The organism is Acinetobacter sp. Swhac1 (assembly GCF_013390985.1).
Classification (GTDB): Bacteria; Pseudomonadota; Gammaproteobacteria; order Pseudomonadales; family Moraxellaceae; genus Acinetobacter; species Acinetobacter towneri.
Window position 1 is genome coordinate 21,836 of record NZ_JACASN010000027.1, and the last position, 25,408, is coordinate 47,243.

A 25,408-nucleotide genomic window follows, 5' to 3' on the forward strand; every position below is an offset into this window, starting at 1 on the left:
ATTGTGCTTTCCTAGCATGACAATATCTATTGTCAAATATCATTATTCAGGAAATTTGCTAGATTGCAAGTTCTGAATGATTCATGGTTATTGAACTTCTTGCACTTGAGTTTCAAGCACAGGAAGATGGTTTTGCCAAGATTGAAATGAGCTTTATTATTACAAACCTTGTAATTTCAATCGGTTGGCATGTTGTCGATACAGTGCAACTGGGTCAGGTGCAAACAAGCCCGTTAAGCCAAACATCATGTTGGCAAGGTCGGTATGATTTAGTCGGTAGTTGTCACGAATGACGTGTCCAATGTGGGTACTACAACGTGCGACCATGCCATCGTTGTCTAAATTGCCATAAGACAGTGGGCCGAGTTGCATTAAAACAGTGTCAATATCCAGTAAATTGGTGGCTTGTGCTACACCTGTCCATGAATAGTAATGAATCCCGCGATCTACTTTGGCACCGCTGCTGCTGCAATTTGCGGCCAAGGCTGTGGTTGGAAAACGACGGTTAAAATCTGCAGACGCTGTTTCGGTTAAAGAAGCCATCGATGCATCAAAATCGACAGGCATGTCTGGCTGTTGCTGCGCCCAAGTAATGAGAGGCGCCACCATATAGTCGCCTAAAATATTAAACGCGGTGCGTGATAAACGATTATTTTGAATATCATCGGCAACTTTGGAGCCACGGAATGTACCTGCAACGCCCGTAATTGATGCCACATATTCAGGTTTGGTCGCAGCTACATAACGTACTGTTGGGCCACCATGTGAGTGACCAATTAAATTGACTTTGGATTTGCCAGTGATTGCCATGACTTCTTCGACTTGGGCAATCAGTTGCTCACCTCGAAATTCAGTACGGTGTGCAGGGGAGAGTTGTGCGGCAAATACGGTTGCGCCATTACGTGCCATATCTGGCAAAATTTGATACCAATAATCCATATTAAAGGTTTCATTGCCAATGCGTGACCATCCGAGCCAGCCGTGTACCATGAGCAATGGATATTTGGTTTTGGCATAGTCAGATTTGGCCTGTTCCTGAATAGGCAACACGCTTGGAGCCGCTTGAGCCGCACTCATTGAGCCGAACAAGCAGCCAGTGACAGCCAATGTAATTGCCCGTATGTTAGAGATGATGGTCATAAAACAATCCTGTGTTCTTTATTTTTATTACAAGTGAAGTGGTGGCTTCGCTTCCCTCCTGAAAGCTCAGATATGCAAATTGCCGTTGCTTGCGGCACATTATTGTGAGTCATCCTCGACTATTTTTTGTACGCTCAGGTATTTTTTCATGCGTAATTTAGAAAAAACATATCATTTGGGGACAGTTATTGCGCATTGTCCCAGAGATTTGTAAATCTACATGCATCTTGATATCTATTTAATATTTATAGACATTTGTATATTAAATCGTTGTGGTGAGTTTGTACTAAAACAGCTTTTCAGGCATAAAATGGGGCATGTTGCATGCCCCAGTTGTTCTATGCAATATGTTAGTCAGCAAAAGGTAATTTTCCACCTTGATCATGTACCTGTTCAAAGGTTTCTAAACGCAATTGCTCTTGTGGATTTTGAAAATGCTGTCCGCGTAATTGTTTCACGGCTTGTTGCCTGGCTTGATCATTCATTCCACTTTGCATGATTTGATCACGCGCACTTAAATAATCCTCTACTCGTGATTTCCACTGACTGCGTTGCCCATCTAATTGTTCTAAACGTTGGGTTGCTTCTGGACCAACCAGATTTAAACGCATTTGGCGGATTTCAGCAGCAGAACCACCACGTGCTTTAATTGCCGCAGTCAAGCTGCGTAAATCTTGCAAGGTGTTCAGCTGTTCTAAATTTTCTTGCCAATCTTGAGGTAATTGTTTAAATAATTCCTGCAATTGTCGTGCTTTTTCAGCTTCAGATAATTTTTTATCATCCATGACTGCCATGCGCTTTAGGGTATATTCGTGATAGGCATCTTCCGTACCAAATAAACCTTCAATTTCATAATCAGAAAAATATTGTTTACGCAGATTTTGCATGCTGCTAAAAATGCTGCGGTAATATTGCGGATCTTCCTGATTTAAATTCGGTGCTTGCAGTTGTCCAAGCGCATTGCGATAGTCCAAATAACGCTGCCATAAATCTAAAATTTGCGATAAGGCAGGCTCTTTATGCCCTTGTTGAATATAGCTTTTAAAATCACCACGAATCTGTTCAATGCTTTTTTCGCCATATTGGGTAATAAAATATTCAAAACAGTTACGGGTTTGCTCATTCACAATCAGACGATTACTTGCATCCAGTTTAAGCTGACAATTGACTTCGGTGTCCTGCTGACTTGGGCTTAAAAAATTTGCAGCAGGGTTATTTTGCATGGCTTGCTGCATGCTCAAAGCTTGAGATGTTTCATCATTTGAGCTTTGCTGGGGTGATGTATCGGGGGAGTTTGATTGTGGCATCAGCCAATACACCAAAGTTGAAATGAGCAGTATCACTACGCCTAAAACAATCCATATTTTATGTTTCTGCATTCCAATGCACCTGTATATCCATTTTATTTTTTTAATCCTAAGCCCCAAATATGCCATAAAAGTAAATCGCTGTTCTAGAAATGTTGTCATTTATCGCGGCAGATTGTTACCATGACGCAGTTTTGCTTTGACCTATGTGTGCTATGAAATCATCTGCGGCTAAAATCCAGCGTCGTGCCATTAGTGGTGTATTTTTATTGAATAAACCTTTGGGCATCAGTTCCAATGCAGCATTGCAAAAAGTGCGTTGGCTATATCGGGCGCAAAAAGCAGGGCATACAGGAGCATTAGATCCATTGGCTTCGGGTTTGCTGCCGATTTGTTTGGGTGAAGCGACCAAGTTTTCGCACTACTTACTCGATTCGGTGAAACGCTACCAAACTACCATTCAATTGGGACACAGCACCACCACAGGAGATGTTGAGGGTGAAGTGCTGTTGCAGCAGGCTGTACCTGCATTGAGCCAAGAGCGCATTGAACAGGTATTGGCACAATTTCAGGGCGATATTATGCAAGTTCCGCCCATGTATTCTGCCTTAAAAAAAGAAGGTCGTCCGTTATATGAATTAGCGCGACAAGGCATTGAAATTGAACGTGAAGCGCGTCCAGTCACAATTTATGCCATTGAATTGCTGTCTTTTACAGAACAGAGCATCACTTTGGATGTAACTTGTTCTAAAGGCACGTATATTCGTGTTTTAGGTGAAGACATTGCCAAAGCCTTGGGTACTTATGGACATTTGACCTATTTGCATCGGATTAAAACGGGGCATTTTGACTTGATTCCGAGTTATAGCATTGAATATTTGGAAAGTTTAAGTGAAGCAGAACGTGAGGCTTTATTGCTGCCTGCGTATGCACCTGTACAGCATTTTCTACACATTCAAGTTCCTGAAGGACGCGCTGAATATTTTAGTCGTGGCATGGAAAGTAATATTGACCATCCTGCAGCAGCGCAAGTGTTGGTCTTTGATGGTGAGAAGTGTCTAGGTTTGGCTGAAGTTACAGATAAAAAGCGCTTGGTACCGAAACGGGTTTTAAATCTCTAAGCTTTGTTCAGATACATAACTTGAATAAAGTGAGTAAGTGAATTAAAGCTTTTTATACAAATAGTTGCAGGATTTTGGATTGATCCTCTATACAGTACTTAGAGGATTAAAACTAAATTAAAAAACTGACTCCAAAACCGATGTGGATGTGCGAGTAGATTTTTATCAATCTGTTCGCCGCGCATGGGTAAAAAACAGAGGTCTGCACATGAATATTTTTGAAGCTTTACGCCAAAGTCACGACATTCAACGAAATTTAGCCCACCAACTGACGCAAACTTCAGGTGATAGCCCTGAACGTAGAGCGATATTTGAACAACTTAAAAATGAATTATTTGCGCATGCAGTGGCAGAAGATCGCTATTTTTATATTCCCTTAATGATGACTGACGCAGGTTTAAATATCACTCGCCATGCTTTGGCAGAGCATCATCAAATGGATGAATTACTCGAACAATTAACCGAAACTGAAATGAGCAACACAGGTTGGTTGGCCATTGCAAAGCAACTGTCAGATAAAGTGCATCATCATTTAAAAGAAGAAGAACATGGCTTTTTTCAGCAGGCAGGCAAAATTTTGTCTGAACAGCAAAAACAAAGTCTAGCCAAGCAATATTTGGCAGAGTATGAAAAATACCAACAGATGTCTAAAGACAGTTTGGTTTAAACATTCTGCGGCTGTTTGGATTTTTTTACTGCTCTAAAAGTAACGCCCACCGAAGCTAACATAATGCAGCATAACGCGAGCCATTGCAGTGAAGTAATTTTCTCACCCAACAATACCAAGCCTGTCAGTGCAGCCAAAGCAGGCGATAAACTGGAAAGTGTGCCATAACTCATTTTGCTGAGTTGTTTTAAGGCCTGTAAATCCAGCGCATAAGGAATGGCCGTGGCAAGCACTGCAATGGCAAGCGCCTTGCCCCAATACTGGGTTTCAAACAGTGCGGGGGCATTGTTATACAGTCCGAATGGAATCAAAGCCAAAGCCGAAATACTGATGGCGATGGTCAGCGCGTGCATGCCAATATTTTGTTGCACCACTTTTTGCCCAAAATAAATATAAAAAGCCCAGCACAATCCTGCACCTAAGGCACACGCTGCACCAAACAGACTAAAATGATCACCTTGCGCTTGCCCCCAAGGCACCATAAGAATAATGCCTAAAATTGCCAACAATACCCAGACATAATCTTTACGGTTTTGAATGGACAATAAAGCCAGCCCCAAAGGCCCGACAAACTCTAAACCCACCGCAATACCTTGTGGCAATTTGCCCAACGACAGATAAAACAGAATATTCATTAAGCCCAAGGCGGCGCTATAGCACAATAAGTCACGCCATTTTAAGTGTGCGAGCCGTGACAGAATTTGCCATGAGCGAAACATGATTGCCACAATCACGCTGGCAAAGCACAGCCGTAAAATTGTCACGCTAAGCGGGTCGAGTACCTGAAAGAGTTGTTTGGCAAAAGAAGCACTGATTTGATAGGAGATCATGGATAAAACCATGAACAACACCGCAGTGAGTTGGGCGTTTGGCATGGGGCAGAAAAATACTCAACAGTGTGAAAATGAGAAAGTCAGGCAGATTATAGCAAGTTTAAAAATACAGAGCTGTGGCAACTCAAATTCATGCCCATAGATCAGACATAAAAAACCACAGTGCTAAGACTGTGGTTTTTTGTAGCATCAGCGTGTGGTCTTAGAACAAGACACGTACGCGAATTGTGCCTTCAACTTCGTGTAAAGTATCTAGTGCTTCTTTAGATGCAGTCGCATCAACATCCATCACTAAATAACCGACATCACCTTTGGTCATAAGTGACTGACCAGAGATGTTGATGCCGTGTTCAGCAAACAAGTTGTTGATTTTAGACAATACACCTGGAATGTTTTGGTGAATATGCAATAAACGGTGCTTGCCTTCAGTCAATGGCAGTGCAATTTCAGGGAAGTTCACTGCAGACAAAGTCATACCTTTATCTGAATATGCAACAAATTTCTCTGCCACTTCCAAACCAATGTTCGCTTGCGCTTCCATGGTCGAACCACCCACGTGCGGTGTTAAAATCACGTTTGGTAGGTTACGTAGTGGGGAAACAAATTCTTCACCATTGGCTTTTGGTTCTTTCGGGAATACGTCAACTGCAGCACCTGCAATATGACCAGACTTGATGGCATCTGCCAAATCTTCAATCACCACACAAGTACCACGTGCCGCGTTAATGAAAATTGCGCCTTCTTTCATTTGTGCAAATTGTTCTTTTGCCATGAAATTGCGGGTAGAGGGTACATCTGGAACGTGTAAAGAAACCACGTCAGCATTTGCCAATAATTCGCCCATAGAGCCAACTTGACGTGCATTACCTAACGGTAACTTGGTCACAGCATCATAATAAATGACCTGCATACCCAAGCTTTCAGCCAATACTGAAAGTTGAGAACCGATTGAACCGTAACCCACGATACCTAAAGTTTTACCACGTGTTTCAAATGAACCTACAGCAGACTTGTTCCAGCCACCTGCATGTGTATCGGTTGATTTTTCAGGTACGCGACGTAGCAATAAAATTGCTTCAGCCAATACCAATTCTGCAACCGAACGGGTGTTTGAATAAGGGGCATTGAAAACTGGAATACCACGTTGCATTGCTGCAGTTAAGTTCACTTGGTTGGTACCAATACAGAAACAACCTACCGCAATCAGTTTGTTCGCAGCTTCAAAAACTTCTTCAGTTAGCTGTGTACGTGAACGAATTCCAATGAAATGCGCATCTTTAATCGCTTCTTTTAACGCATCGCCCTCAAGCGCCGTTTTACGATAATCGATGTTGGTATAACCCGCTGCATTTAACACGTCGATTGCGTTCTGGTGTACGCCTTCTAACAACAAGAAACGAATTTTATCTTTAGGTAGTGAAAGATGTTGGCTCATTACGGCTCCGCTACAAAGGCCAAATTTAGTGGCGGTATGATAACATAGGAGATGGGTCGATATACATTTCCTTTATGACCAAGAGTGCAGGTATTTTTTGTCAGATATAATCTCTTTCAGAAATATTGCCCAAAATTACCCTGTTCTTACCACGTTATATTATCGGAATTGCCAATATTCACAGGTTTTTCAAAAAAATCGCTTATAATAAGCGGCACACATGAAAGCCAACCCACGCTGTTGCTTTGATGCACATATTTAGTCTGCAGTATCTTCAAATTGATCAAGATATGCAGACAGTCGCTTTTCTTCCTGTTTAATTCTTGCTAGGTCTGCAAACGATGAATGCTCCAGTCGCTTTAACCCCTGAGTTATTGACCCAATTAACGGCAATAGTCGGTGAAAACCGTATTAAAACGGATGCCGATAGCCTCCAAAACTGGGGTCGTGACCATACAAAGCATTTTGATCCGAACCCATCGGTCATCGTTTTCCCATCAAGCACAGAGCAAGTACAAGCCATTGTAAAACTGGCGAATCAGTTTAATGTGGCCATTACTCCATCGGGCGGACGTACAGGTTTATCTGCGGGTGCGGTGGCAGCCAATGGTGAAATTGTAGTCAGCATGGACAAGATGAACCAAATCTTGGAATTTTTCCCTGCAGACCGTATGGTACGTGTGCAAGCGGGTGTGGTGACTGAGCAACTACAAAACTATGCCGAAGAACAAGGCATGTATTATCCAGTCGATTTTGCATCTTCAGGTTCTTCACAAATTGGCGGTAATATTGGTACCAATGCGGGCGGTATTAAAGTCATTAAATACGGCATGACCCGTAACTGGGTGTTGGGTCTGACTGTGGTAACAGGCAAAGGAGATATCCTGCGTCTGAACAAAGGCATGATCAAAAACGCAACAGGTTATGCGCTGCAACATTTATTTATTGGCGGTGAAGGCACACTTGGCTTAGTGACCGAAGCTGAAATTAAGCTAGAACGCCAACCGCAAGATTTGCAAGTGATGGTGTTGGGCGTACCTGATTTTAATTCGGTGATGCCTGTATTACATGCTTTCCAAGCTAAAATTGATCTGACTGCATTTGAATTCTTTGGTGAATTGGCGATGCAAAAAGTCTTGGATCATGGTCATGTGCAACGTCCATTTGAAACCCAATGTCCATTTTACGTGTTACTTGAATTTGAAGCGCCATTTGAGCCAATTATGGACAAGGCGATGGAAATTTTTGAACACTGTATGGAACAAGGCTGGGTGATGGATGGCGTATTGAGCCAAAGCCTAGACCAAGTTGAAAGTTTATGGCGTTTGCGTGAAGACATTTCTGAGTCGATTGCACCGTTTATTCCATATAAAAACGATATTTCAGTATTGATTACTCATGTTCCTGCATTTATTCAGGAAATTGATGCAATTGTGGCAGAAAACTATCCTGACTTTGAAATTTGCTGGTTCGGCCATATTGGTGATGGTAACTTGCACCTGAACATTCTTAAACCTGCCGATTTAAGCAAAGACGAATTCTTTGCCAAATGTCAGGTGGTAAATAAGTATGTATTTGATACTGTGAAGAAATATGATGGTTCTATTTCTGCAGAACACGGTGTAGGCATGACCAAAAAAACATATTTGGAATATTCACGTTCGGCTGAAGAAATTGAATATATGAAAGCGCTGAAAAAAGTGTTTGATCCTCAAGGCATTATGAATCCAGGCAAATTATTTGATTTGTAATTCATTGCGCCTTTCATTTATTCGCGTGGTCAGATTTTCGTGAATGAGATGTAGCAAATTAATTGTAGTGAATTGAAAAACGCATCCTTGAGATGCGTTTTTTATGCAGCTGTTTTAATTTTACATTTCTGTTCTAGCGTTTCTGCTCGAACAAGGCATCATAGAAGCATAAATAATAATCAACATTTTGGAGGAGTTATGTTGCGTTTAATCACGGTTTCCGCATTGGGTGTTGCGTTATTGTCAGGCTGTGCGACTACACAGAATATTATTTCACAAGTTACGCCTGCAGAAACACCTTTGGCGCAGGTACTCAAACAACGTCCAGATTTGCGTAAAGAATTGGCTACCGTTGAAATTCGTCAATACTTTAACCGTGTCGAAGCACCAACTGCGGCAGAAGTAAAAATTACCGAAACAGGCTTAATGGATGATTCGGTACGTTCAATTCGTAGTATTTATCACTTTAAAAATATTAATGGACAATGGCAGCAGGGTGATGTGCAAACCGCTTACTTATGCGCACGTGGTAAAAATACCAAGACTTTCCAAAGCAAAAAATGTCCTTAAATTGCTGTAGGGCTTAGGTAAATCTTGCATGATGTTCTAAAAATGCAACAAAGCGTCTGTGGATAATACTCGTGTTATCCACAGCTTTTATTTAGGATGACTTCATTCGATTCAAAAACGTGTGAGCGCAGCATGTCCATCAAAACGCTAGCATTTCTACACTGTAATGATCGCCTCATTGCCGTGGGTAGTTTTATCCTGTACTTTCGGTATTTTCATATTATGAATTGGGCAATACCGTATCGCCTTAACCCGCTGAAGGAGGTGATGCCTAACTTGGTCTGATGTCACATCAAGTGCCGCAATTTATTTAACGGACTTAAAAAATGCGCCATAAATTTGCCATTCAACTCTGTTAAACTGCAGCTCAATTTTCTATTTTTATGGGCTAAACGCGGCTGACTTGCATCGTTTTGTCCTTTATAACTCATGCCACAGCAGCAAAAAAATACCATTCAACGTGCCACACTCATGTTTCCCTTGGCTTTGGTCTTGTTTGAGTTCGCGGTTTATATTGGCAATGACTTGGTTCAACCCGCAATGTTGGCCATCACACAAGATTTTGGTGTCAGTAGTGCATGGGCAGCTTCGTCCATGTCATTTTATTTGCTGGGGGGTGCTTGTGTGGCGTGGTTATTGGGGCCACTCTCTGACCGTTTGGGACGCAAAAAAGTATTATTGGGCGGCGTGGCATTTTTTACCCTAACCTGTTTATTGATTTTATTGACTCAGAACATTGAAAGCTTCCTTGTTCTTCGTTTTTTTCAAGGTTTTGGTTTGTCAGTCATTAGTGCAGTCGGTTATGCGGCTATTCAGGAAAACTTTGCAGAACGTGATGCAATTAAAGTCATGGCGCTCATGGCGAACGTCTCTTTACTTGCTCCCTTGCTCGGCCCAGTCTTAGGTGCATTTATGATTGAGCATGTTTCTTGGCATTGGGGTTTTATCGGCATAGCACTGTTGGCATTTTTGAGTTGGTTTGGACTGAAAGCCAAAATGCCTGAAAATCAGCAGCGTATTCCCAAACCTCCATTTCGAGATGTATGGGATGATTTTAAACAAGTTTTTCAAAATACCAGATTCTTAGGTTTGACATTGGCGCTGCCCTTATTGAGCATGCCTTTAATGTTGTGGATTGCGTTATCTCCTGTGATGTTGGTGGAAGAGTTAGGCTTTAGTAGTCTGCAATACGGTTTGGCGCAGTTTCCTGTTTTGGGTGGTTTGATTTTAGGCAATCTGGTACTGATGAAAGTCATTGACCGTTTACCTTTAGGAAAAACAGTCTTGATTGGTTTACCTTTAATGTTGTTGGGTAGTGTGCTGATCGTATTGGGGGCAATTTGGCAAAGCTATTTTGTTTGGTGTTTGGTGATTGGTATGAGCTTGATTAGTTTTGGTGAGGGAATGAGCTTCTCAGTCTTATACCGTTTCGCCTTAATGTCATCGGAAGTGTCTAAAGGTACTGTTGCTGCTAGTGTTTCAATGATATTGATGCTGTGCTTTTTTATTGTGATTGAACTGGTGCGTGTTTTATATATGCGGTTTGATATTTGGGCGTATAGTTTGGCTTGTTTGGTGCTGATAACGCTCTGGTTTAGTTTGCCACGCATGATGCTTAAACAGGTGATGCAGGAGCGAGTTGCTGCAGGGCAGTTTTAAGGGGTTAAATTTTTCAGCTGCATCATAAAACAAGGTGATGTGGCATCACCTTGCAAACATTTGATTTATAAATTAAAGTTGAGAAAATGTGTAATATGATGAAAGCTGAAAAGGACTTGCAGATTAAGCTTGTACTGGTTGTTCCATCTTTTTCAATTTAGCATCAAAAACAAATGGGCCAAAAGGTAAAATTGAAGCAATTAAGCCCAAAATAAACATTTTAAGAGACCATTTTTGTTTTTCACAAACCACAAAAAGCACCACTAAAAATGCGATAAACAATACGCCGTGTCCCATACCTACATATTTCACTAAAATTGGGTTATCGAACATATATTTCATGGGCATGGCAATAAATAACAACAATAAGAATGAAATACCTTCGAGTAAACCAACTAGACGTAATGTTTTAATGTTCATGCCAATCTTTTTAAAGTGGATAAAAATGCAGTGTAGCTGAAATTTAGACATTCGCAAAGATGAGCGGTTGTGATCTCTGCACATTTATAAGTTAGACACGATGTTTGCAAAATTGAGCTATTTTCTGCTAGTTCGTAGCAAGTTTTTCAAAAATTAGTGAGTGTGGATATGAAACACGACTGATATAAAGCGAGACGAGCTGCATTGAGCTTATTTTTAGAATAATCCACAACAAGATGATTTTACTTTTTTGCGGATAAGTCGAAAGGCATGTGTATAACCCTTAACTTATCCACAATTGATTTTAAATGTTTTATTGAAAATGTATAAAGCGGGTTTAAATGACCCCACAGGCGATTCGCTCACCACCACCGCCCAATGGTTTTGGATGGTCGGCATAGTTATCGCCGCCTGCATGAATCATTAAAGCCAATCCTTCAACTTGTGCCAATGTTAAACGTGGTGCAATCACGGTTACTTTGGCTGTTCCATCGCTTGCAACACTTAAAGCAGGTAAATCACCTAAATGTCCTGTCAGTGGTGTGCCATGATGCGGGACATTTTTCGGATTAAAATGACCGCCCGCTGCCAAAGCAGCAACCATTTTTCCTTCTTTTTCTGCTGCTGCACATGAACCTTTTTCATGGATATGAAAACCTCGTTCACCTGCAGGGAGTTGCTGGAGTTGGGTGTGAATGACTAAGCCTGCTGCACTGTCACGCAGTTCGACCGTACCTAATTCTTTGCCAATACCTTGTGCTGAAACAGCATGCATTTTCACTAATTTTGATTTTTCTTGTGTGGTTGCGGTGGTGCTGCAACCCATGAGTACTAGACCACTAAAAGCAGCAAGACTGGCAAATTGGAGTATTGAGCGCATAAAAGACATCCTGTTTGTTGTGCATAATATTTAGGGATGTCTTGATTGAAACAAAGTTAGCCACGTTACAATACAACATTTGCGTAGTGGAATGTATGTACTGTGTTGAGCTGATTTGTTCAGATCAACACAGCCATGTGAGCAATATGATCAGAAAGAAAGCTTAATCAAGCTTTGAATTGGAAGATGAATCGTCTTCGGGTAGGTCGTGTGCAAGTGTGGCTTTCGGCATCATTAAAGCTTCGGGTTGATTATTTTCATGCAACCATTCACGCCAAATAGCCAGTAACACGGCCAAAATAACAGGGCCAATAAACAGACCAATTAAGCCAAAGCTAGCAATACCACCCAGTACACCAAACATAATCAATAAGAATGGAATTTGGGTCGCACCTGAAATCACCAAAGGTCGGATGACGTTATCTGCCGTGCTGACTACACACACGCCCCAAGCCATAACGCCAATGGCTTCCATGGTATGCCCTTGGCTAAATAACCACAGCGACACCGAACCATAAGCTAACGGTGGGCCAAACGGAATTAAGGCAAATAAGAAAGTCACAATGGTCAGTACCATCGGATTAGGTACCCCAGCGACAAAATAGCTCACGCCTGCGAGTAAGGCTTGCGCAATTGCGGTGAGTCCAACGCCATAGACCACAGCACGTGTGGTTTCAGAAATAGTATCTAAATAGTGATGAATACGTGGCCCAATCACCATTTCCAAAGCTTTGCTGACTTGATGCAAAATGGTGTGACCATCGCGGTAGAAAAAGAATAACGATAGCAGGGCAAAACCAAGTTTGATTAGGTTTTTGCTGACTTCATTAATCACCACTTTGCCGTAATTTAAATGCCCTTGAATCCATAAGGAAATGGATTGCACAATGCTGTTCGGATCGTGATTAATTTCTTTAAGGGTGCGGGTGACTTCTTTACCAATAATAGGTAAATTGCGAATGAAATCAGGGACATTTAAGTGTCCAGAAAACACCTGTTTTTGTAATTCGTAATATAAGTTGCGACCTTCATGTTGCAGGATAAAAATGGCAAAAGTGAGTGGAATGCCGACCACCAACGTGACCATCAGCATCATTAAGGCTGCGCTAAGCGTAGGACGATGACCGCATAAACGTAGCACCGACTGATATAGTGGCCAGCTCATATAGGCAATGATTGCTGCCCAAACAACAGGAACAATAAAATATTTGAGTATGTGAAAACCCAAAAATATCAGGACAAAAAACAGTCCAAACAATAAAATTTTTTGTAATGTTGGCGCGTACTGTTGCACTGAATTCACTGAAACATTCCTAAGGTCATGTGCCATATTAACTGAAAAAAAAGCTCCCGAAAACGAGAGCTTGGTAAGTTCTGGTGAATAAGTTCTAAACGGTGGCGATTCTAGGCTTTAAAACCATTGAGCAGGGTCATCTACAATGGCATTCAGTACAGGCTGCCATTGATCTTGCATTTGCAGATAAGTTTTTTGGGTTTTATCAAAAATACTTAAACCTTGCATTGCCAATTGTCCATAGGCTGCACGTTCTGAAATCCATGCCACAGGCTGTTGCTCGATTTTCTGGAAAAAATCCTGAATATCTTTAGAGCTGGCAGAGTTGGGTTTGACCCGATTGGCCAGCAGCAAAATTTGGACTTTACCTTTACGAATCCGCTTAATGTCTTGTAAGTGTTTTAAGAAGCGGCGGGTTGAGTCAATATCGAAAAAAGAAGGTTGCAGCGGAGTAATAATCGCATGCGCTTCACTAATCAATTGCTCGGCATGTTCGCCCGATAATGCGCCAGGTGCATCAATAATTAAATATTCAATGTTTTTGGGTGCATCGCCAATCGACTTTTCATGACGCCAATCTAAACTTTGAATTGGAGCGGCTGTTTCTGGTCGTTGTTTTAACCATTGCAGCGCAGATTTTTGATTGTCGGCATCCGCCAAAGCAACTTTATAGCCTTTTTGTGCAAGCGCAGATGCTAAACTAATAGCCGTAATGGTTTTTCCACAGCCACCTTTTTGGTTGGCAATTAATATAGTTTTCATGACCCTCGAATCGATTTTAATCTGCTCATCTCTAGCTTATCATTGTTTTGTGCTCGGAATATGACAGTTGACAAAAGTCGTATCGAGTTCTGCAAAAAAGGTTTAGGAAGGTTTTATGTCAATCTGGATGGCGATGCTGATAGGTGCCTGTATAGGCGTGGTGCTGACCACCTTAATTTTAAGCAATAGCCGCAATGGACGGATTAAAGCCGAGTATGAACAATATATTGCAGAAATTGAATTGGCACATCAGCAGGCGTTATTGCAGGCACAAAAGCGCAGTGTAAATACCAGTCGTGCGGTGTTGAAAGGCAAAATGGCAGAGCAATTAGCACCGATTATGCCCGAATTTCAGTATTTACCGAGCGATGCCAAATTTTTAGGTGATCCTGTTGATTATATCGTGTTTGATGGTTATACCGATTATCGGGATGGCAATGGGCGTGCCGAAGATATTACAATTGTCCTGATTGATATTAAGAGTGGTGGCGCACGTTTGACCAAAGGTCAGCAAGCAATTGCGCAGGCAATTCAGCAGGGTAAAATTCGTTTTGAAACTATCCGTATTGATTTTCAAGATGATGATTAAACATATCTCACGCTGTAACAACGCGACATGACGTCATCTTTGTGGGTTGCATGGCAATGTAAGAGGCATAGTTGGTTTTAGCTATTGAAGCAAAGTCTTTGCATTTAGATTTTAAAGTGATGACTTTAACTTATCATTTGGGTTTATGCACCCGCGCCAATAACATACGCTGCGCAAGGCTTGGAATGCCTGCAACATCGATATAGCGAACTTCGCCCAATTCAAAACCCGTCTCGAGTAGGGCGACTTCAATATCACGATTTAGATGGCAGCCATCTGCAACTTTCTTTTGAATAGGGGTAAGCAGGTGCTGTAAACGCTGAATATTTAGGCTTTGTCGGTTCAGCACATGCTCCACCACATGCAAAGTACCGCCGGGTTGTAGTACACGATAAATTTCCCGCAAACTTTGTGCCAAATCTGCAATGCTGCACAGCGTCCAAGTAGACACCACATGCTGTAGTTGTTCATCGGCAAAAGGGAGTTGTTCTGCACTTGCAGCAATGTGCTCAACTAAAAAGGGTGCTGCGTCAATTCGTTCCTGTGCCAGTTGAAAGACGGCTGCATTGGGCTCTAAGGCATAAACCGTATCGATATTTTGATAAAAAGCTAAATTGATCCCTGTACCAAAGCCTATTTCCAACACTTCACCTGACACGCCCAATAAAAGTTCACGGCGCAAATCCATGAGCGATGGGGTTTGCATGACTTGATTGAGCAGGTGCGGAAAAATATGTTTTTGATAAAGTCGGTACAGCATATTTTAATCTGATCATTCCTTTTTATTGCCTTTGAGCTTAGCTGAAAAGTCTGTGCTTTTGCTATGTCAGTACATGCCAAAGACTGCATTTTGTTACTAATTTCAACTATTGTATTCATGATCTAGCGCTAAGATAAAAAGCTGAATACATGAATTTGATGGGCTGATGACCATGATGAAAAAGCATATTTCACTCAAACTGACCGCATTATTGTTGACTTTGGCTTTGCCATGTTCTGGCTATGCTTCGGTTGAGCGTAATATTGCCAAAGGCTTACCACCTGTCGTGAAAGGTCAGTCGATTGAAGTCTTGCAACCCTTTAAAGGTGATTTTCGGATTTTGGGTTCTAAAACCTATCAACATGATGCCCAAGCCAAATTTTCCCCCATTGATTATGCGGTAAGTTGGGGCTTATTTGCTGAGCCTGAAATTGCCCGTCATATCACGGTCAATCAATATGACCGCTATTTAAACTGGAAAATAGATCGTTTGCCCGTACCTGCGGAACAAGCCATGCAAATGGTCTCCAATATGCACATCATTCCTGCCAACCCACAAATTGCCAAAGAAATTAAGAAGGTCAAACGTGGCGATTTGGTACGTTTAAAAGGGGAGTTGGTGGAAGTCAAAGATCAGGATTTGGTCTGGACATCATCGCTTACTCCTACCGATACGGGGGATGGTGCTTGTGAGGTATTTCGCGTTAGTTCAATTCAGTGGATTGAAAAAGTCAAAAGCTGAGTGTGATGTTTAGTTTAGAGTTTGAATTGTAGATAGTTGCCGAAACCGCATCTTATACACGGTAAATAGCTTCAGTATTGCTCCACGTGAAACGTACACATCCCTAATAAAAAACCGCATGATTAGGTTTAACTTTCATGCGGTTTTTGCTTGGTTAAAGTTGTTTTTATTTGGCGCTAAGGGCTAGCGTTTCAAACTGAATACCATCCCAACCATGTTGCATAAACTGGCGAATGTTTTGGTGGTCACTGCCTGTCAGGTTTGCACGTACCGAGGCATAGTGTTCTGCAAACAAACTGAGGGTTTGTGCCTGATCTAAACCTTTTAACTGAGCAAAAGAAAATACTTTAGCGCTGCCCTGATTTTCAGTGGCAGCATTGTTTTGTTGTCCATTTTTAAATGCGGTTGGGGTGTGGTTATAGTGTGCTTCAATGAATGCAATCACATCGGCAAATGTTGCACTGCCTGCCTCAAGTTGAGCCAATAATTCTTTTGCCATGACATCCTCCACATGTGCCTAAATTGAAATAATATGCAGACTAGCGCAATTTGGTTTTGAGTGGAAAACTTTTTCGTGTATTTAACTTATGTGATTTAGGAAGATGTAAAATCTGAGCAAAGATATGGATGCTTCGGGCAAGATATCTTGAAATACAGAGTGAGATCACGTGTGACTAAAAATTATGGCTGTGAGAAATACACGACATAGCCGCAAAAAGGACAGCAGAACAGATGAATTGGCTATTGGTGGCAATTGGCGGTGCATTGGGGGCAAGTTTACGTTATGCCGCAAGCCTGTATTTATTTAAATCGGCACAGCATTTTCCATGGGCAACGTGGTCGGTCAATCTGTTTGGCTGCTTTTTGGCGGGTGTATTTTTTGCATTGAGTCAGAAATATCCTGTGTTGCAGCAGGAAGCCCGCTTATTGCTGATGGTTGGAATTTTAGGTGGTTTTACCACATTTTCTAGTTTTGGGTTGGAAACTTGGCAATTGTTGCGACAGGGACAGCACGGTTTGGCTTTTGGCTATGCCATGTCGAGCGTGGTTTTGGGCGTAATTTTTCTGGCTGTAGGTTTTTATAGTATTCAACAAGTGTTAAAACATTAACTGCCTATATTTGCTTTTCAGATAAAAAGAAGCCCAAGCTGGAGGAGAGTGCCTGGGCTTTGAAGATAGAGAACTGCTCAGCTTGGCGCTAAGCAATTGGGCTATGATTAAACTATAAAATAGAAAACTTAACTGAATATGAAGTTATTGTGAGCGTTTGAAACGTGCAAAACGTTTATTGAAACTCGCCACACGACCTTCGTTACTGGTTTGACGTTGCTCACCTGTATAGAACGGATGTGAAGCACTAGAAATATCCAAAGTCACATAAGGATATACCTTGCCTTCATATTCTTTACTTTGGCTGCTTTGCAAGGTGCTGCCAATCACAAAATAGGCATTGGCGTTGGTGTCGTGGAATAAAACTTCACGATATTCTGGGTGGATATTCGGACGCATGAGATTTCTCCAAACTAAGTGTGTAATTTGTGAAATGTTATAACATAACAATTAATTTGGCAAATAAAACCCACATGCATTCTTTCTAGTGAGTTTTACATCAAAAATTATCCAATCCCTTTTTAAACCTGTTGTATAAGGGCTGTCATTGAGGGAATAGTGTCTGCACAGATTAAATAATTTTTTCTATTGGAAGTGAAAAGGCATCGTAAGAACAAGTTTGACCCATGCCATTTTAAGGCATAAAATGGTATTCAGTGGTATGTATGGAGTAGATGATGACAACATTGGTAAAAAAACGGGTTCAATACACGGTTGATCAGGCAATTATGGAATCGGCAGAATACATTATGACAAAAGTTGGTCTGACGCCTGCCACTGTAATGAGCATGGTTTACGCTGAAATTGCACGAACTGGAAAAATACCTGTCACGACTCAAGTGAGTGACGAGGATTTGAATACAGCAAGATTAATCGCGATGAGCCATAATGTTCCTAGTGTAAAAGTGTCTAGCGCTGCTGATGCTGCTGCTTTTTTAGAAGATGATGGCGGCTACTAATGACCCAACAACTCTATTGGGCTTATGTTGGCTTTACAGATATTGCCGAGGGTAAGACCAGACCTGTGTTGTATATTCGCCAAACGGACACCGACTATGTTGTATTTCGTTTAAGTAGTCAGTACGAAAATAAGTCTGCTTTTATTAAAAGCAAATATGTGGAAATTAAAAACTGGCAACAGGCTGGTTTAAAAAAGCCATCGTGGATTGATACAGTACAAACATATCAGCTGCCTATCCAAAAAACACAACTCACTTATATTGGACAACTGTCTGCCGATGATCTGGAATGCTTAATCAAACACCTTGAAATTCAATAATTTGAATTTCATCGTTTCAACTTGAATGAATCGGTTTAGATAACAAAAAATCCTCCTACATTTGGGAGGATTTTTTGTCTGGATTATAATTTTAGTTACGGAGCATAAAACAGATTGGGCTTTATTTTCAGCATCCTTTGCTGAGTCCAAAGTTGAGTCTAAGCTCGCGGTGGAACCAACTCCTCAAAAATATCATTTAAATTATCATGCACTTTTAAATGAATTAAATTCCAATAATGCCCTGAAACAGTTCGATTCACCATTAAGGTATCGGGAGAAGGCTTAAACACATCCCAATATTTCAATGAACTTTTGACCAACTCAACGCCATCATGATGGGCAGAATTTTCAGCAAAATCATAATGTGTGGTTAGCGGACGCATCAGCACTTCTAACCATTGCAAATATAAATCTTCAGGGAATTTACCCAATGCAGAAATTGCCTGCAGTGCATCTAGATGCTGTTCAATTTCGGCAATATCTTGCGCACGCGCAGCATGAATCAGTTGTCGAAAATGATGCACTACATCATTCGATAGAGTTTTGACGCCGCCGTAATCATAAATCACCACAGAACCATCTTGGCGGAACGCAAAGTTGCCCGGATGCGGGTCGCAATGAAAGCGTTTTAAATAAAAGATTTCTTGACCCATGGCACGCAATAAACGTCGTCCCAAAGTGTTGCGGGTACGCTGTGACCATGTGCTTGCCGTTTCTATATTTTCACCTTGTTCCAAACTTAAGGTGAGAATATGCCGCGAAGAATAGTCTTTAAACACTTGTGGGATAATAATTTTATCATCCAAAGCCGCGTGAAAGGTACGCGCTACTTCTAGGTTTTGTGCCTCAATCTGGTAGTTCAGCTCATTGTCTAAACTTTCCTGAATTTCCTGAAATAGACGGTCTTGTAATTTACGGTCTATTTTAAGTACACCCATTAAACGCAGTGCCAAACGGACTTGTTTCAGGTCACTTTCGCAGGCTTCATCGACCCCAGGATATTGCACTTTGACCACCACTTGCTCGCCATTGGGTAAAATGGCTTTATGCACTTGCCCAATAGATGCGGCTGCAAACGGAGTTTCATCAAAGTGTTTAAAAATTTTGTCGAGCGGTTTACCGAGTTCTTTTTCAACTTGTGCCTTAATTTCAGCAAAAGGCATGGCAGGTGCTTGGCGCTGTAATTTACTGATGGCTTTGGCAACTTCAGGCGGAAAAATATCTTTATATTGCGAGGCAATTTGCCCGACTTTCATCACCGCACCTTTCATTTCGCCTAAGGTATCAGCAATTTGGATACCAATATCCTGAAACAATTGGCTGCGTGCCGCATTTTTTTGTTCTTCATCTGCGGTGAGGTTTTTAATCGAGTTCGATACCGTTTTGGTTGCAATACTTGCTGTCATGCTCGCAAGTTTCATAAAGCGACGACCAGGTGTACGCGCCGTTTTTGCCATGCGATGTTCCTCAAGATCATCTTTACTATCTTTTGATCATAAGTGTTCGTGAGCAAAATGCCTACTTTTAATTGTTAAAGTATTTTTTGATCACAAGACCCACGTGCCAAAACGTATTTTGGCATGTAGGTGAGTAGGCTGAGGTTTATGCTGTAAATTGGCGTTCCAGTCGTTGATTGTTGAAATATAAACGGGTCAGAAGTAACACACAGGCAATGCTTAAACCGACAATCAGCCCGACCCAAACCCCTGCAGCGCCCATACTGCTGTAACGAGTTAAATACACGCCAATGGGGAAAGCCACAACCCAATAAGCAAGCATGGTAATCCACATTGGGCCCTGAGTGTCTTGCATGCCACGCAAACAACCTGCTGCGCTAATTTGCCATGCATCCATGAGTTGATAGGCAATCGCAAATAATAATAGAGACATCGTCACTTGCGCCACTTGCGGGTCGCGGGTGTAAATTGAAATGATTTCAGGACGGAAAAACCACATCAGCGTCATTGTAGAAAAGGCAAATACAGTTGCAGTTGCAAAGCCTAAGCCTTGTACTTTACGCATGGCGTGAATATTTTGTTCGCCATAATATGTGCCAATACGAATGGTCAGGGCAATTGCCAAAGACATGGGAATCATAAATAACTGAGATGTGACTGACATGGCAATTTGATGGGCTGCCAGTTTGGTTTCTCCCAAAGGACTGATTACAATGGCGGCAGTACTAAAAATACTCACTTCAAAGAAAATGGCTAAACCAATTGGTAGTCCTAATAGCAAAATGCGTTTAATCCAGACCGCATCAATCGCTTCCCATTGGCTAAATACCTGTGTGCTTTGATAGGCGCGACTTTTAAAAATATAAAATGCCAAAGTTATAAACATTAACCATTGCAAAATAGCAGTGGCAAAACCACAACCCGCACTGCCCAGTTCAGGCAGAGGCCCCCAACCATACATAAACATAAAGTTCAGTGGAACCAATAAAGCCAATGCCAACAGACTAATTACGGTCACAGGGCGTGGATAGCCCAGTGCTTCTGAATAACCGCGCAAAGCGGCATACATGGTCACGGCAGGCATCCCAAAACCGATGGCATGTAAAAATAAGCCTGCTTTGGGCTGTAAATTTTCAGGCACACCAAATAATGGCAATAGTGCAGGCATGAGCTGTAAAATCAGTCCTGCAATCACGCCTAAAATAAATGCAATCCATAAAGATTGACGGGCGATGGTGGCAATTTTTTCTGGGGTACGTGCGCCTTTGGCTTCGGCGACTAAGGGTGTGGTGGCAATCATAATGCCACTGAACAGCAGCATAATGGGCATCCATAAACCAACCCCAACGGCAATAGCAGCTAAGTCGGTGGCAGACATGTGACCTGCCATAATGGTATCAATCAGACCTAAACCTGCTTGCGCAAATTGTGTGACCAAAATTGGAATCATCAGTTGAAAAAGCTGTTTTAATTCAAAACGGGTCGTGGTCACAGAATGTATATTTGACACAAAAAATCTCAATGCCTGAGGTGCTTAGCGTTTGGGTATTAGCGTTGTAAAGTGAGAAGCACACCAATAAAAATCACCACGCTACCTAAAAGACGTTGCCAGTTGATAGCAACTTTTTCAGTGCCCAGGAACCCAAAATGATCAATCAGCATTGAGGTGACCATTTGTCCAAAAATAATCACCCCAGACAAAGTAAGCAAACTTAGTTTGGGAGCACTATAAATACTCATGCTGATGGCATAAACCCCTAAACATCCGCCAATCCATAAATACCAAGGAATGTTGAGCAAGGTGCTGAGGTTGGGTTTCTCGACTTGTTGAAAAAATACCAGTATGGCTAAAACTATTGTACCAACCAAAAAAGAGAAAAGGGCAGCTTGTAGCGGAGAATATAAATATTCACGCAATTGGCTGTTGATTGCAGTTTGAAATGCCATTGCAATCCCGATGCCCATCGCCAGTGGCAAAATTAAGAGTAATTGGCTGGATATCTTCATCATTTTCACATTTTTTCTTATTCAATCCACCCTAGTCTAAAGCAAATTCTAGGCAATACATCGGTGTCTTGCTGTAGTCATGTTAAAATCTGTATCACTGTTTTGATTTTGCATTGAGTCTGTCTTTGAATCCACTTCAACCCATTGATATTCCTTTATCTTTATATATTCACATGCCGTGGTGCGTGCGTAAGTGTCCGTATTGTGATTTTAATTCACATGCTGTGCCTGACGGTAAGTTGAGTTTAGATTTAGAACAGGAATATCTACAGGCTTTGCTGGAAGATTTTAAAACCCAGACTCAGTTTGCGCAGGGGCGGAAAATTCACAGTGTTTTTATTGGCGGTGGCACACCTTCGCTAATTTCAGCACAGGGGTATCAATGGTTATTTACACAGCTGAAAGCCGTGCTAGCTTTTGAAGATGACTGCGAAATTACGTTGGAAGCTAATCCGGGAACAGTGGAGCATGATCCCTTTGCAGATTATTTGGCTGCAGGCATTAACCGTTTGTCGATTGGCGTGCAGAGTTTTAATACTGAGCATTTAAAAAAATTAGGGCGTATTCATTCTAATGATGATGCGATTGCCGCAATTGGCTTGGCGCGTGAAGCGGGCTTTCAGCGAATTAATGTCGATTTAATGCATGGCTTGCCTGAACAGACTTTGCAGCAAGCACTGCAGGATTTAAAACTGGCAGTGGAACATGGTGCAACGCATATTTCATGGTATCAATTGACTATTGAGCCTAATACTGTTTTTTTCCGCACTCAGCCAATTTTACCTGTAGATGATGTCTTGGAAGAAATTCAAGCGCAGGGTGAAGCCTATTTAACTGCGCAAGGTTTTGTGAATTATGAAGTGTCTGCATGGCGTAAAGAGTTGCCGTCTGCACATAATTTAAATTATTGGCAGTTTGGCGATTATTTGGCGATAGGTGCGGGGGCGCATGGCAAAGTGACTTTGCATGATGGTGTGTATCGCTTCCAAAAAACCCGTTTGCCGAAAGATTACTTAGCCAAAGTACCTGCGGAAAACTTGCAGTTTAAAGCAATTGCAGCCGATGAGTTGCCATTTGAATTTATGATGAATGCACTGCGCCTGAATGATGGGGTTGAGGCAAACTTGTATACTGCCCGCACAGGTTTAAACTTGGATGATTTGCAGGATATTTTAAATACATTGCGTCAGCGGCAATTGTTGCAGGATGATCCGAAGCGATTGGCATGTACTGCGCAAGGGCATGTGTTTTTAAATTCGGTGTTGGAAGCGTTTTTGTGATTTGAGTTCAGCTCAGGCATCTGTCCTAACGCTTATCGAATATTGTGCTAGAGCGACAGCTTGTGTCTTGCACTGCATGCTATTTAAGGTAAATTTTGTTATTGTAATGGCTTTGTTATTGTATCGCCTTGAAGGTTTGAGATGAACTCTACTAGTCCAAAAGTTTTAAAGGCTCATGGTGAATTAGTGGTAAACAAAGAGGAAAACCTTTCCCTCTTTGAATCAATCCCTTTTTATCCAGAATACCCAAGTAAATTTAAATTTATTGACCTATTCGCAGGAATTGGTGGATTTCGGCTAGCGTTACAAAATCTTGGTGGCGAGTGCGTATTTTCATCAGAAATAGACCTATATGCCCAAAAAACATATTCCGTCAATTTTGGTGAAACGCCTTATGGTGATATCACTTTAGAGTCTACTAAAAATGCGATACCTGATCATTTCGATATTTTATGTGGAGGCTTCCCTTGTCAGGCTTTTTCAATTGCAGGTAAAAGATCTGGATTTGAAGATACACGCGGTACGCTATTTTTTGACGTTGCGGATATTATAAAACGGAAACAACCTAAAGCTTTCTTTTTAGAAAATGTTAAAGGCTTAATTAGTCATGATAAGGGAAATACACTTAAAACTATTTTAAAAACATTAAGAGATGATTTAGGTTACTACGTTGCTGAGCCTCAAATTATAAATGCTAAAGATTTTGGTGTTCCCCAAAATAGAGAGCGAATTTTTATTGTAGGCTTCCATAAAGATACTGGAATTCAAAATTTCTCTTATCCACAACCATTAAATAAAAAAACCTGTTTTGCCGATATAAAGGAAACTCAGGTTGTACCTACTAAATATTACTTATCTACACAGTATTTAGATACCTTGGAAAAGCATAAAGCTCGACATGAAAATAAAGGAAATGGTTTTGGTTACGCTATTATTCCAGATCACGCAATTGCCAATGCCATAGTTGTAGGTGGAATGGGGAGAGAGCGTAATTTAGTTATAGATCATAGAATTACAGACTTTACTCCAACTACTAGAATTAAAGGAGAGGTAAATCGGAAAGGTATTCGGAAAATGACGCCAAGAGAATGGGCACGGTTGCAGGGGTTTCCAGATCATTTCAAAATCGTGGTTTCAGATGCCTCAGCCTATAAACAATTTGGAAATTCTGTTGCTATTCCAGCGATACAGGCAACTGCAAAAGAAATATTAAAAGCATTGAAGATTGGTGAGTATGATTACAGCAAATAAGGGGGAATGGAGTGAACTCTATGCCCTTTTTAAATTACTATGTGATGGGGAGTTAAGTGCGGGTGATGAAAACTTAAATAAAATAAATAATTTAATTTATCCTGTAATTAGAATTTTACGTCAAGAACATTATCATTTATTCACTTATGTACCGCATAAATCAGAGGGTATAGTAGAGATTTTGCGGGGTGAAGATGTTTTTCAGATACCATTACAGGAACTCAGAGATATTACTCAGTTTTTGCTGGCAGAATTACAGAAAAAGCAAACGGCATCATTTACTATTCTAGATGTGGAAAACTTTATATCCAGATACCAATCAAATAAGATTAAAGCAAAATCTAGTGCGAAAAGTGATATTAGAATCGTAATTTATGATGCAAAAATTGGAACAATGCCTGAATTGGGATTTAGCATAAAGTCAAAATTAGGTAAACCATCCACATTGTTAAATGCAGGAAAGACAACAAATTTTATTTTTGAAATAAAAAATATTTGCCTAACCGAAAAAGAGATTGAAGATTTTAATCAGCTTGCATTGCCACAACCAATTATTAAATCTCGTATAGCACATTTAAAAATGTTGGGAGCCGATATTAAATTTTCCCATTTAAATAATGCTGTATTTGAGAATAATTTAATTTTGTTGGATAGTTTACTACCAAAAATTATGGCAGAAGCTATATTTAAATATTACACATCAACTCTTAATTCAGTTAAAGATATTTTTAATGAAATTTCTTATGAAAATCCAATGAAATATTCTTTTGAACATCAGCATCCTTTTTATCAGTTTAAAATTAAAAAATTATTGTGTGAAATAGCAATTGGAATGATGCCTGGTACAGTTTGGACAGGTAACGAAATTGATTCTACAGGTGGATATTTAGTAATTAAAGAAGATGGCGAGATCATTTGCTATCATCTGTATCATCGCCATGAATTTGAAGAGTATTTATACAATAATCTCTGTACACGACAAATTTCATAGGATCCTTGTCCTATCAGGCTTTTTCTTTCTTAAAATTGCTAGCACTTTCTTAAATTCTTCTTTTTTTCCAAAACCAATCAAACGTAGAATAGCCATTTGAACA

Annotated in this window: 27 protein-coding genes and 1 pseudogene; 14 read left to right on the forward strand and 14 right to left on the reverse strand. The window is 40.9% G+C overall.

Going from position 1 to position 25,408, the window contains the following annotated elements; all coding sequences use genetic code 11:
• Positions 1-159: 159 nt before the first annotated feature.
• Together HX743_RS12605 and HX743_RS12610 are read right to left on the reverse strand one after the other, a co-directional pair.
• Complete coding sequence (locus tag HX743_RS12605) at positions 160-1,077, reverse strand: triacylglycerol lipase (protein ID WP_250316243.1); 918 nt, start codon at positions 1,075-1,077, stop codon at positions 160-162.
• A gap of 413 nt (positions 1,078-1,490) precedes the next feature.
• Positions 1,491-2,519 carry a lipase secretion chaperone gene (locus HX743_RS12610; RefSeq protein WP_178319393.1) on the reverse strand — a complete coding sequence of 343 codons (1,029 nt, stop codon included), beginning with the start codon at positions 2,517-2,519 and terminating at the stop codon, positions 1,491-1,493.
• Positions 2,520-2,662: 143 nt separating this feature from the next.
• On the opposite strand from HX743_RS12610, the gene truB reads away from it, so the two are divergent.
• Positions 2,663-3,568: a tRNA pseudouridine(55) synthase TruB gene (gene truB / locus HX743_RS12615; protein WP_178319394.1), complete on the forward strand. Its 906-nt coding sequence runs from the start codon at positions 2,663-2,665 to the stop codon at positions 3,566-3,568.
• Positions 3,569-3,776: 208 nt separating this feature from the next.
• The gene (locus HX743_RS12620; RefSeq protein ID WP_178319395.1) at positions 3,777-4,235 is read left to right on the forward strand and encodes a hemerythrin domain-containing protein; all 459 of its coding nucleotides are present in this window, start codon (positions 3,777-3,779) and stop codon (positions 4,233-4,235) included.
• Here the strand turns inward: HX743_RS12620 and HX743_RS12625 are convergent.
• Complete coding sequence (locus HX743_RS12625; protein ID WP_178319396.1) at positions 4,232-5,110, reverse strand: DMT family transporter; 879 nt, start codon at positions 5,108-5,110, stop codon at positions 4,232-4,234. The two genes, HX743_RS12620 and HX743_RS12625, sit on opposite strands and share 4 nt — an antisense overlap.
• Before the next feature lie 160 nt (positions 5,111-5,270).
• Positions 5,271-6,503, reverse strand: a complete 1,233-nt coding sequence (gene serA, locus HX743_RS12630) for a phosphoglycerate dehydrogenase (RefSeq protein WP_178319397.1) — start codon at positions 6,501-6,503, stop codon at positions 5,271-5,273.
• Between the two features lie 341 nt (positions 6,504-6,844).
• On the opposite strand from serA, the gene HX743_RS12635 reads away from it, so the two are divergent.
• From HX743_RS12635 to HX743_RS12650, 4 genes and pseudogenes are all read left to right on the forward strand, one after another.
• Positions 6,845-8,254: an FAD-binding oxidoreductase gene (locus HX743_RS12635; protein WP_178319398.1), complete on the forward strand. Its 1,410-nt coding sequence runs from the start codon at positions 6,845-6,847 to the stop codon at positions 8,252-8,254.
• A gap of 198 nt (positions 8,255-8,452) precedes the next feature.
• Positions 8,453-8,824, forward strand: coding sequence for a hypothetical protein (locus HX743_RS12640; protein ID WP_004974545.1), 372 nt, complete (start codon positions 8,453-8,455; stop codon positions 8,822-8,824).
• Between the two features lie 138 nt (positions 8,825-8,962).
• A pseudogene (locus tag HX743_RS12645) lies at positions 8,963-9,072 on the forward strand (pirin family protein); the annotation flags it as partial.
• 181 nt (positions 9,073-9,253) lie between these two features.
• Positions 9,254-10,483 carry an MFS transporter gene (locus tag HX743_RS12650; protein WP_178319399.1) on the forward strand — a complete coding sequence of 410 codons (1,230 nt, stop codon included), beginning with the start codon at positions 9,254-9,256 and terminating at the stop codon, positions 10,481-10,483.
• 123 nt (positions 10,484-10,606) lie between these two features.
• On the opposite strand, the gene HX743_RS12655 is transcribed toward HX743_RS12650, so the two are convergent.
• From HX743_RS12655 to HX743_RS12670, 4 genes are all read right to left on the reverse strand, one after another.
• On the reverse strand, positions 10,607-10,903 hold the full coding sequence (locus HX743_RS12655) for a DUF3817 domain-containing protein (RefSeq protein WP_178319400.1): 297 nt from the start codon (positions 10,901-10,903) through the stop codon (positions 10,607-10,609).
• A 337-nt stretch (positions 10,904-11,240) separates the two neighbouring features.
• Positions 11,241-11,729, reverse strand: coding sequence for a superoxide dismutase [Cu-Zn] SodC (gene sodC / locus HX743_RS12660; protein ID WP_250316244.1), 489 nt, complete (start codon positions 11,727-11,729; stop codon positions 11,241-11,243).
• A 217-nt stretch (positions 11,730-11,946) separates the two neighbouring features.
• Complete coding sequence (locus HX743_RS12665; RefSeq protein WP_372238850.1) at positions 11,947-13,077, reverse strand: AI-2E family transporter; 1,131 nt, start codon at positions 13,075-13,077, stop codon at positions 11,947-11,949.
• A gap of 117 nt (positions 13,078-13,194) precedes the next feature.
• Positions 13,195-13,839 (reverse strand): ParA family protein, encoded by a 645-nt coding sequence (locus tag HX743_RS12670; protein ID WP_004974554.1) that lies wholly within the window; start codon positions 13,837-13,839, stop codon positions 13,195-13,197.
• A gap of 115 nt (positions 13,840-13,954) precedes the next feature.
• Between HX743_RS12670 and HX743_RS12675 the strand changes: the two genes are divergently transcribed.
• Entirely contained in the window at positions 13,955-14,428 is a 474-nt protein-coding gene (locus HX743_RS12675) for a Holliday junction resolvase-like protein (RefSeq protein ID WP_178319402.1), read from the forward strand.
• Between the two features lie 133 nt (positions 14,429-14,561).
• Here the strand turns inward: HX743_RS12675 and HX743_RS12680 are convergent, their stop codons facing one another.
• Positions 14,562-15,188, reverse strand: coding sequence for a class I SAM-dependent methyltransferase (locus tag HX743_RS12680; RefSeq protein ID WP_168418499.1), 627 nt, complete (start codon positions 15,186-15,188; stop codon positions 14,562-14,564).
• Between the two features lie 175 nt (positions 15,189-15,363).
• Between HX743_RS12680 and HX743_RS12685 the strand changes: the two genes are divergently transcribed.
• Positions 15,364-15,930 (forward strand): hypothetical protein, encoded by a 567-nt coding sequence (locus HX743_RS12685; RefSeq protein ID WP_171287417.1) that lies wholly within the window; start codon positions 15,364-15,366, stop codon positions 15,928-15,930.
• Between the two features lie 166 nt (positions 15,931-16,096).
• Here the strand turns inward: HX743_RS12685 and HX743_RS12690 are convergent, their stop codons facing one another.
• Complete coding sequence (locus HX743_RS12690; RefSeq protein ID WP_136144461.1) at positions 16,097-16,429, reverse strand: HopJ type III effector protein; 333 nt, start codon at positions 16,427-16,429, stop codon at positions 16,097-16,099.
• Between the two features lie 233 nt (positions 16,430-16,662).
• On the opposite strand from HX743_RS12690, the gene crcB reads away from it, so the two are divergent.
• Positions 16,663-17,040: a fluoride efflux transporter CrcB gene (gene crcB / locus HX743_RS12695; protein WP_104852609.1), complete on the forward strand. Its 378-nt coding sequence runs from the start codon at positions 16,663-16,665 to the stop codon at positions 17,038-17,040.
• 144 nt (positions 17,041-17,184) lie between these two features.
• Here crcB and HX743_RS12700 read toward each other — a convergent pair whose 3' ends face one another.
• Positions 17,185-17,439 carry a type B 50S ribosomal protein L31 gene (locus HX743_RS12700; protein WP_136144462.1) on the reverse strand — a complete coding sequence of 85 codons (255 nt, stop codon included), beginning with the start codon at positions 17,437-17,439 and terminating at the stop codon, positions 17,185-17,187.
• A 278-nt stretch (positions 17,440-17,717) separates the two neighbouring features.
• On the opposite strand from HX743_RS12700, the gene HX743_RS12705 reads away from it, so the two are divergent.
• Together HX743_RS12705 and HX743_RS12710 are read left to right on the forward strand one after the other, a co-directional pair.
• On the forward strand, positions 17,718-17,999 hold the full coding sequence (locus HX743_RS12705) for a type II toxin-antitoxin system RelB/DinJ family antitoxin (protein WP_004974600.1): 282 nt from the start codon (positions 17,718-17,720) through the stop codon (positions 17,997-17,999).
• Positions 17,999-18,319, forward strand: a complete 321-nt coding sequence (locus tag HX743_RS12710) for a type II toxin-antitoxin system PemK/MazF family toxin (protein ID WP_131260605.1) — start codon at positions 17,999-18,001, stop codon at positions 18,317-18,319. Before HX743_RS12705 ends, HX743_RS12710 begins: the two co-directional genes overlap by 1 nt.
• Positions 18,320-18,477: 158 nt before the next feature.
• Here HX743_RS12710 and HX743_RS12715 read toward each other — a convergent pair whose 3' ends face one another.
• From HX743_RS12715 to HX743_RS12725, 3 genes are all read right to left on the reverse strand, one after another.
• Positions 18,478-19,776, reverse strand: a complete 1,299-nt coding sequence (locus HX743_RS12715; RefSeq protein WP_004974602.1) for an AarF/ABC1/UbiB kinase family protein — start codon at positions 19,774-19,776, stop codon at positions 18,478-18,480.
• A 145-nt stretch (positions 19,777-19,921) separates the two neighbouring features.
• Positions 19,922-21,286: an MATE family efflux transporter gene (locus HX743_RS12720; RefSeq protein ID WP_004974603.1), complete on the reverse strand. Its 1,365-nt coding sequence runs from the start codon at positions 21,284-21,286 to the stop codon at positions 19,922-19,924.
• A 38-nt stretch (positions 21,287-21,324) separates the two neighbouring features.
• The gene (locus HX743_RS12725; RefSeq protein ID WP_070153402.1) at positions 21,325-21,786 is read right to left on the reverse strand and encodes a DMT family transporter; all 462 of its coding nucleotides are present in this window, start codon (positions 21,784-21,786) and stop codon (positions 21,325-21,327) included.
• A 122-nt stretch (positions 21,787-21,908) separates the two neighbouring features.
• Here HX743_RS12725 and hemW point away from each other — a divergent pair, with 122 nt between their 5' ends.
• From hemW to HX743_RS12740, 3 genes are all read left to right on the forward strand, one after another.
• Positions 21,909-23,063: a radical SAM family heme chaperone HemW gene (gene hemW / locus HX743_RS12730; RefSeq protein WP_131260602.1), complete on the forward strand. Its 1,155-nt coding sequence runs from the start codon at positions 21,909-21,911 to the stop codon at positions 23,061-23,063.
• Positions 23,064-23,204: 141 nt separating this feature from the next.
• Positions 23,205-24,314 carry a DNA cytosine methyltransferase gene (locus tag HX743_RS12735; protein ID WP_004974609.1) on the forward strand — a complete coding sequence of 370 codons (1,110 nt, stop codon included), beginning with the start codon at positions 23,205-23,207 and terminating at the stop codon, positions 24,312-24,314.
• A complete protein-coding gene (locus HX743_RS12740) occupies positions 24,298-25,305 on the forward strand; it encodes an HpaII family restriction endonuclease (RefSeq protein WP_178319403.1) in 1,008 nt (335 codons plus the stop codon). Before HX743_RS12735 ends, HX743_RS12740 begins: the two co-directional genes overlap by 17 nt.
• Positions 25,306-25,408: the final 103 nt, after the last annotated feature.

What these genes read in the sequence shown, in the direction of transcription:
- HX743_RS12605 (WP_250316243.1), bottom strand. Translation starts at nt 1,077, where the DNA reads ATGAGTGCGGCTCAAGCGGCTCCAAGCGTGTTGCCTATTCAGGAACAG.
- HX743_RS12610 (WP_178319393.1), bottom strand. Translation starts at nt 2,519, where the DNA reads ATGCAGAAACATAAAATATGGATTGTTTTAGGCGTAGTGATACTGCTC.
- truB (WP_178319394.1), top strand. Translation starts at nt 2,663, where the DNA reads ATGAAATCATCTGCGGCTAAAATCCAGCGTCGTGCCATTAGTGGTGTA.
- HX743_RS12620 (WP_178319395.1), top strand. Translation starts at nt 3,777, where the DNA reads ATGAATATTTTTGAAGCTTTACGCCAAAGTCACGACATTCAACGAAAT.
- HX743_RS12625 (WP_178319396.1), bottom strand. Translation starts at nt 5,110, where the DNA reads ATGCCAAACGCCCAACTCACTGCGGTGTTGTTCATGGTTTTATCCATG.
- serA (WP_178319397.1), bottom strand. Translation starts at nt 6,503, where the DNA reads ATGAGCCAACATCTTTCACTACCTAAAGATAAAATTCGTTTCTTGTTG.
- HX743_RS12635 (WP_178319398.1), top strand. Translation starts at nt 6,845, where the DNA reads ATGAATGCTCCAGTCGCTTTAACCCCTGAGTTATTGACCCAATTAACG.
- HX743_RS12640 (WP_004974545.1), top strand. Translation starts at nt 8,453, where the DNA reads ATGTTGCGTTTAATCACGGTTTCCGCATTGGGTGTTGCGTTATTGTCA.
- HX743_RS12650 (WP_178319399.1), top strand. Translation starts at nt 9,254, where the DNA reads ATGCCACAGCAGCAAAAAAATACCATTCAACGTGCCACACTCATGTTT.
- HX743_RS12655 (WP_178319400.1), bottom strand. Translation starts at nt 10,903, where the DNA reads ATGAACATTAAAACATTACGTCTAGTTGGTTTACTCGAAGGTATTTCA.
- sodC (WP_250316244.1), bottom strand. Translation starts at nt 11,729, where the DNA reads ATGGGTTGCAGCACCACCGCAACCACACAAGAAAAATCAAAATTAGTG.
- HX743_RS12670 (WP_004974554.1), bottom strand. Translation starts at nt 13,839, where the DNA reads ATGAAAACTATATTAATTGCCAACCAAAAAGGTGGCTGTGGAAAAACC.
- HX743_RS12675 (WP_178319402.1), top strand. Translation starts at nt 13,955, where the DNA reads ATGTCAATCTGGATGGCGATGCTGATAGGTGCCTGTATAGGCGTGGTG.
- HX743_RS12680 (WP_168418499.1), bottom strand. Translation starts at nt 15,188, where the DNA reads ATGCTGTACCGACTTTATCAAAAACATATTTTTCCGCACCTGCTCAAT.
- HX743_RS12685 (WP_171287417.1), top strand. Translation starts at nt 15,364, where the DNA reads ATGAAAAAGCATATTTCACTCAAACTGACCGCATTATTGTTGACTTTG.
- HX743_RS12690 (WP_136144461.1), bottom strand. Translation starts at nt 16,429, where the DNA reads ATGGCAAAAGAATTATTGGCTCAACTTGAGGCAGGCAGTGCAACATTT.
- crcB (WP_104852609.1), top strand. Translation starts at nt 16,663, where the DNA reads ATGAATTGGCTATTGGTGGCAATTGGCGGTGCATTGGGGGCAAGTTTA.
- HX743_RS12700 (WP_136144462.1), bottom strand. Translation starts at nt 17,439, where the DNA reads ATGCGTCCGAATATCCACCCAGAATATCGTGAAGTTTTATTCCACGAC.
- HX743_RS12705 (WP_004974600.1), top strand. Translation starts at nt 17,718, where the DNA reads ATGACAACATTGGTAAAAAAACGGGTTCAATACACGGTTGATCAGGCA.
- HX743_RS12710 (WP_131260605.1), top strand. Translation starts at nt 17,999, where the DNA reads ATGACCCAACAACTCTATTGGGCTTATGTTGGCTTTACAGATATTGCC.
- HX743_RS12715 (WP_004974602.1), bottom strand. Translation starts at nt 19,776, where the DNA reads ATGGCAAAAACGGCGCGTACACCTGGTCGTCGCTTTATGAAACTTGCG.
- HX743_RS12725 (WP_070153402.1), bottom strand. Translation starts at nt 21,786, where the DNA reads ATGATGAAGATATCCAGCCAATTACTCTTAATTTTGCCACTGGCGATG.
- HX743_RS12735 (WP_004974609.1), top strand. Translation starts at nt 23,205, where the DNA reads ATGAACTCTACTAGTCCAAAAGTTTTAAAGGCTCATGGTGAATTAGTG.
- HX743_RS12740 (WP_178319403.1), top strand. Translation starts at nt 24,298, where the DNA reads ATGATTACAGCAAATAAGGGGGAATGGAGTGAACTCTATGCCCTTTTT.